Origin of the sequence: Mucilaginibacter limnophilus (genome assembly GCF_004005815.1) — a bacterium.
GTDB classification, from domain to species: Bacteria; Bacteroidota; Bacteroidia; order Sphingobacteriales; family Sphingobacteriaceae; genus Mucilaginibacter; species Mucilaginibacter limnophilus.
This window is the reverse complement of record NZ_SACK01000034.1, coordinates 1-262: the sequence shown is the minus strand read 5'-3', so window position 1 is coordinate 262 and position 262 is coordinate 1. Positions and strand designations below refer to the sequence as shown.

General features: G+C 43.1%; 1 pseudogene. It reads left to right on the top strand.

Annotation, left to right across the window (positions count from 1 at the left end):
* Nucleotides 1-17: 17 nt before the first annotated feature.
* Nucleotides 18-262, top strand: a pseudogene (locus EOD41_RS20565) (AraC family transcriptional regulator); the annotation flags it as partial.

The window sequence follows — 262 nt, the reverse complement described above, 5'->3', positions numbered from 1 at the left end:
ATGGCGACCTGTTCCTGATGTCACCGGATGACCAACATCATTTTGAAGTTGATGAGCCCACCAGATTTGTAGTGGTTAAGTTTACTGACGATTATTTCAATTTTTCAAACCCTTCGCCCAACGGGTTGCCAATCCTTCCGCAGGTGATCATGCAGGCACATGCCTTGAAAGAACAGAAGTTAGGGTTTGACATAAAAGCCGCGAAATCTTTAAAGACGGCTATGCAGGCTATTACTGATTATAAAGATTCGACTGACTTAAG